General features: G+C 72.7%; 5 protein-coding genes. 3 read left to right on the forward strand and 2 right to left on the reverse strand.

Annotated features, from left to right (window positions below):
* Positions 1-97: 97 nt before the first annotated feature.
* Positions 98-1399 (reverse strand): sensor histidine kinase, encoded by a 1302-nt coding sequence (locus ACWGIU_RS29865; protein ID WP_453710975.1) that lies wholly within the window; start codon positions 1397-1399, stop codon positions 98-100.
* 453 nt (positions 1400-1852) lie between these two features.
* Complete coding sequence (locus ACWGIU_RS29870; RefSeq protein ID WP_453710977.1) at positions 1853-3055, reverse strand: sensor histidine kinase; 1203 nt, start codon at positions 3053-3055, stop codon at positions 1853-1855.
* A 147-nt stretch (positions 3056-3202) separates the two neighbouring features.
* On the opposite strand from ACWGIU_RS29870, the gene ACWGIU_RS29875 reads away from it, so the two are divergent.
* From ACWGIU_RS29875 to ACWGIU_RS29885, 3 genes are all read left to right on the forward strand, one after another.
* Complete coding sequence (locus ACWGIU_RS29875) at positions 3203-3610, forward strand: NADH-quinone oxidoreductase subunit A (protein ID WP_215011233.1); 408 nt, start codon at positions 3203-3205, stop codon at positions 3608-3610.
* The gene (locus tag ACWGIU_RS29880; RefSeq protein ID WP_453710980.1) at positions 3601-4194 is read left to right on the forward strand and encodes an NADH-quinone oxidoreductase subunit B; all 594 of its coding nucleotides are present in this window, start codon (positions 3601-3603) and stop codon (positions 4192-4194) included. Before ACWGIU_RS29875 ends, ACWGIU_RS29880 begins: the two co-directional genes overlap by 10 nt.
* Positions 4191-4886 (forward strand): NADH-quinone oxidoreductase subunit C (locus tag ACWGIU_RS29885; RefSeq protein ID WP_453710982.1); only part of this gene is annotated, 696 nt, incomplete at its 3' end. The genes ACWGIU_RS29880 and ACWGIU_RS29885, both read left to right, overlap by 4 nt.

Raw genomic sequence — 4886 nt, forward strand, 5'->3', positions numbered from 1 at the left:
GTGGGGGCGCGGGGGGGGGGGGGGGGCTGCTACGGGGCGGGGGGGCGCGGCGGCAGGGCCGGGCCATCCGGCCCTGCCTTCGGTAGCTGTACCAGGCCTACGGGCGCCAGGGCAGCTCGGCCGTGACCGTCGTCCCGCCCCCCGCGGGGGAGTCGACGACCAGCACCCCGTCCACGGCGTCCAGCCGCTCGGTCAGCCCCGCCAGCCCCGCCCCCGCCCGGGGCCCGGCCCCGCCCCGGCCGTCGTCGGCGACCTGGATCAGCAGCCGCTCCCCGGACTTCCACACGTCCACCGAGGCCGACCGGGCCAGCGCGTGCTTGCTGACGTTCTGCAGCAGTTCCGAGACCGTGAAGTACGCGATCCCCTCGATCGCCGCCACGGGCCGGGCCGGCAGATCCACGGCCACCCGTACCGGCACCGCGCACCGCGAGGCCACCGAGGACAGTGCCGCGTCCAGCCCACGGTCGGTCAGCACGGCCGGGTGGATCCCGCGGGCCAGGTCACGCAGCTCCTGGAGAGCGATCTTCACCTCGCCGTGCGCCTCGTCCACCATCCGGGCGGCGGCCCGCGGATCCTCGGTCAGCTTCTCCTTCGCCAGCCCCAGATCCATCGCCAGCGCCACCAGCCTGGCCTGCGCCCCGTCGTGCAGGTCCCGCTCGATGCGCCGCAGGTCGGCGGCGGCGGTGTCCACGACCACCCCACGGTCGGACTCCAGCTCGCTGACGCGCGTGGCCAGGCTCGACGCCCCGAGCAGCCCGCCGACCATCACGCGGTCGACGGTGGTCAGGGCCCGGATCACCCAGGGGGTGGCCAGGGTGACGGCCAGCCCGATCAGGCTGGTGAGGGCGATCGCGGCAGGCGAGTCGAGGTAGAAGGTGTAGTCGTCGTTCTGGAAGAGCTGCAGACCGGGCCGGTCCGTGAAGGCCGGGAAGACCCAGAACCACAGCGGGTACAGCAGATACGCCCACCCGCACGCCCAGAGCACCAGGGCCAGGCAGAAGGAGAACACCGCCCACGGGAAGTGGATGACCGAGTACAGCGCGTGCCGCCAGGCGCTCCCGCTCTTGAGGAGCGCACCCATGGCGGCGAGGGGCCCGGCCTTCTTCGCCCGGATCGGTGCGGGGGCGGCGATGTCCGCCCGGAGCAGCACGCGCACCCGGGCCCGCTCCAGGTGCCCGAAGCCGCGGCACATGGCGAGCACGCCGGCGAGGACCGGAACGCCGATGAAGGTGACGAGCAGTCCGGCGCCGAGGCTCACGCCGGCGATGGCGAGCGAGAAGTACAGCGTGCTCAGCGGCAGCCCGATCAGCAGGTACCCGAGCTCTCGCCAGGTCCGCCCCTCGACCGGAGCCCGCAGCACCGCGCCGATCCCGCCGCTCGCGCCTCTGCCGTTGTCCATGATCCCGACCCGCCCTTCCGGTCCTCCGATACCCCTCACCCTGCCGCCCCCCGGCCCCCCACGACCATCCGGCGGGTCGGCATCTCCACCGGGGGGTTAACCCCACCCCGAAGCCCCGCCGACGTCCGAGGCGAGCCGCCCCCACATCCCGCCCGCCGGGTGTGTGAGCGCCGACCCCACCCGGCGGGTGCATGCGAGCCGGGCAGCCCCATCCAGCCCCGCCGACACCCCCACCTGGTGCGTGTCGTCGAGGCGGCGCCACATCCAGCCCCGCCGGCGTTTGAGGCGCGGGGTCCGGGGCGGAGCCCTGGGAAACGGCGGTGCAGTGAAGCTCCACGGCCCCGCCCCATCCTCTGCGGCCCCGCCGGCGAGGCGCACGGCGCCGGACACGCGGACGGGACCCCCGCCCACCCGGACGGGAGTCCCGCGCACCTACGGAAGGGGGCCGGGGCCCTACCCCCGGTCCCGCCACGGCAGCTCGGCCGTCACCACGGTCCCCACCCCCGCGGGCGAGTCCACCGACAACACCCCGTCCACCGCGCCCAACCGCTCCGCGAGCCCCGCCAGCCCACTCCCCCCGGAGGGACTCGCTCCGCCCCGCCCGTCGTCCGACACCCGGATCATCAGCCGCGCCCCCGCCCGCCACACGTCGACGGTCGCGCCCCGCGCCTCCGGCCCCGCGTGCTTGCTGACGTTCTGCAGCAGCTCGGACACCACGAAGTACGCGATCCCCTCGATCGCCTCCGCGGGCCGCCCTCCCGGCCGCCCTCCCGGCGGATCAGCCGGCAGATCCACCGCCACCTTGACCGGCACCACGCACCGCGCCGCCACCGACGACAGCGCCGCGTCCAACCCCCGGTCCGTCAGCACCGCCGGGTGGATACCCCGTGCGAGGTCCCGCAGCTCCTGCAACGCCAGCTTCACCTCCCCGTGCGCCTCGTCGACCATCGCCGCCGCGCCCTCCGGGTCCTCCAGCAGCTTCTCCTTCGCCAATCCCAGCCCCATCGCCAGGGCCACCAGCCTGGCCTGCGCCCCGTCGTGCAGGTCCCGCTCGATGCGCCGCAGGTCCGCCGCCGCCGTGTCGACCACGACCCCCCGGTCGGATTCCAGCTCCGCGATCCGCCGCTCCAGGTCGTCGGAGGGCGACAGCAGCCCCCGTACCATCGCCCGGTCCGCGTTCGCCATCAGCCGCACCAGGTACGGCAGCACCGGCCACAGCACGAACAGGCCGGTCAGCGCTACCGTGAAGGTGAGTACTCCCCACGGCAGCCGGATCAGCTGGTACAGCACCGTGCGCCAGCCGACCGGGTCCTTGATGCTCGTCCACAGCCAGGGGAAGAATCCGCCGGACCGCTTCGGCCCGGGGATCGGGGTCGGCTCGTCCACCCGTACGCCCAGCAGCCCGCGGGCGCGTGCCCGGTCCAGCCGTCCCAATTGCCGAGACAGATATAGACCGCACGCGAGCAGGGGAATACCGACCGCGGTCACGGAAAGACCGCCGGCGGTGGAAACCATGACAACCGCGTAAACGAAACCGACGATCGCCAACGGCAGGTTGCTCACGAGATAGGCGATCTCCTTCCACGTCACGGCGCTGAAAACGGCGCGGACGGGGGGAGGTCGATCGTTGTCGGGTACGGCATGGCTCAGGGTCATGCGCCACACCCTGTCAAGTGCGACCCGCTGGTGCCATGGGGTGGCCGGGGTGCTGTGAACGGGGGATAACCCCACCCTGTGTGAGGCAGGCCCTAGACTCCCGTCCGTACCAGATCGTCGACAGTGACCGAGGAGCGAGGAACGGACGTGCCTGAACCAACGGTATCGACCGTAACCGTGCTCGCGGCGGACTACTTCCGGAGCTATTCGGTCGTCGGTCTGCTGGCCGCCCTCGGTGTGCTTTTCGTGGCCGTCGCCTTCGGTGCGGGCCGCCTGCTGCGGCCCGTCGTCCCGACCCGCGAGAAGCTGCTGACCTACGAATGCGGTGTGGACCCGGTCGGCGAGGGCTGGGCGCACACCCAGGTCCGCTACTACGTCTACGCGTTCCTCTACGTCATCTTCGCCGTCGACTCGATCTTCCTGTTCCCGTGGGCGACGGTGTTCGCCGCCGCCGGTTACGGCGCCACGACGCTGGTGGAGATGTTCATCTTCCTGGGCTTCCTGGCCGTCGGCCTGCTCTATGCGTACAAGAAGGGCGTCCTCGAATGGACGTGACACCTCAGCCGGAGCTGCTGCCGGAGCCCAAGCGCCTGGGAGTCCTCTCCCGCCTGGCCCCGGAACCGATGAAGGTGGTCCTGAACTGGGGCCGCCGGTACAGCCTGTGGGTCTTCAACTTCGGTCTGGCCTGCTGCGCGATCGAGTTCATCGCCGCGTCCATGGCCCGGCACGACTTCATCCGGCTCGGTGTGATCCCCTTCGCGCCGGGCCCCCGCCAGGCAGACCTCATGATCGTCTCGGGCACCGTCACGGACAAGATGGCCCCCGCGGTGAAGCGGCTCTACGAGCAGATGCCGGAGCCGAAGTACGTCATCTCCTTCGGCGCCTGCTCCAACTGCGGCGGCCCCTACTGGGACTCGTACTCCGTGACCAAGGGCGTCGACCAGATCATCCCGGTCGACGTCTACGTGCCCGGCTGCCCGCCGCGTCCCGAAGCCCTCCTCCAGGGCATCCTCAAGCTCCAGGAGAAGATCGCCCGCGAATCGCTGGCCGAGCGCTACGCCGCCGGGCCGTCCGTGGCCCAGCTGACCAGCGGCCTGGTCACGCCCCCGCCGGCATCCGCGCAGGGGGCGGGCGCGTGAACCTCTACGACTCCCTCCCCGACGCGGCGCCGACGGTCTTCGGAGCCGAAGCCGTCGCGGAATTCTCGTACGACGTCCTCACCGTGGACGTGCCCGTCGGCAGCTGGATCTCCGCCCTGGAAATCGCCCGGGACAAGCTGGGCTGCACGTACTTCGACTGGCTGAGCGCGGTCGACGAGCCCGGCACCGGCTTCCGGATCTGCGCGCACGTCGCGTCGCTGGAGAACCACCGGGTGCGCCGGCTGCTGCTGCGCACGACGGTCCCGCACAGCGCCGCCTCCCTGCCGTCCGCGGTCGCCGTCTACGCCGGGGCGGAATGGCACGAGCGCGAGACCTTCGAGATGTTCGGGGTGACCTTCACCGACCACCCGCACCTCGTCCCGCTTCTCCTCCCGGAGAATTTCGAGGGACACCCGCTGCGCAAGGACTTCGTCCTGGCCGCGCGCGTCGCCAAGGCCTGGCCCGGTGCCAAGGAGCCGGGCGAGGCCCACGACCCGGACGCGCCCAAGCGCCGCCAGATGCTCCCGCCGGGCGTACCGGATCCCAACGACTGGGGCCCGATGAAGGGCCAGCTCCCGCCGGCCCCGGCGCGTCCGGCCCGCACCGCGCGCGCGGCGGGCGGAGCGGCGGGCGCCGCCGCGCGCACCCCGCGCGAGGGCGCCCCGGTCCGCCGTACCCGCTCGGTCGCGGAG

The sequence above is a fragment of the Streptomyces sp. NPDC054840 genome (assembly GCF_053611065.1).

Coding starts and splice junctions, on each gene's coding strand:
- ACWGIU_RS29870 (WP_453710977.1), bottom strand. CDS start 3,055: ATGACCCTGAGCCATGCCGTACCCGACAACGATCGACCTCCCCCCGTC.
- ACWGIU_RS29865 (WP_453710975.1), bottom strand. CDS start 1,399: ATGGACAACGGCAGAGGCGCGAGCGGCGGGATCGGCGCGGTGCTGCGG.
- ACWGIU_RS29880 (WP_453710980.1), top strand. CDS start 3,601: ATGGACGTGACACCTCAGCCGGAGCTGCTGCCGGAGCCCAAGCGCCTG.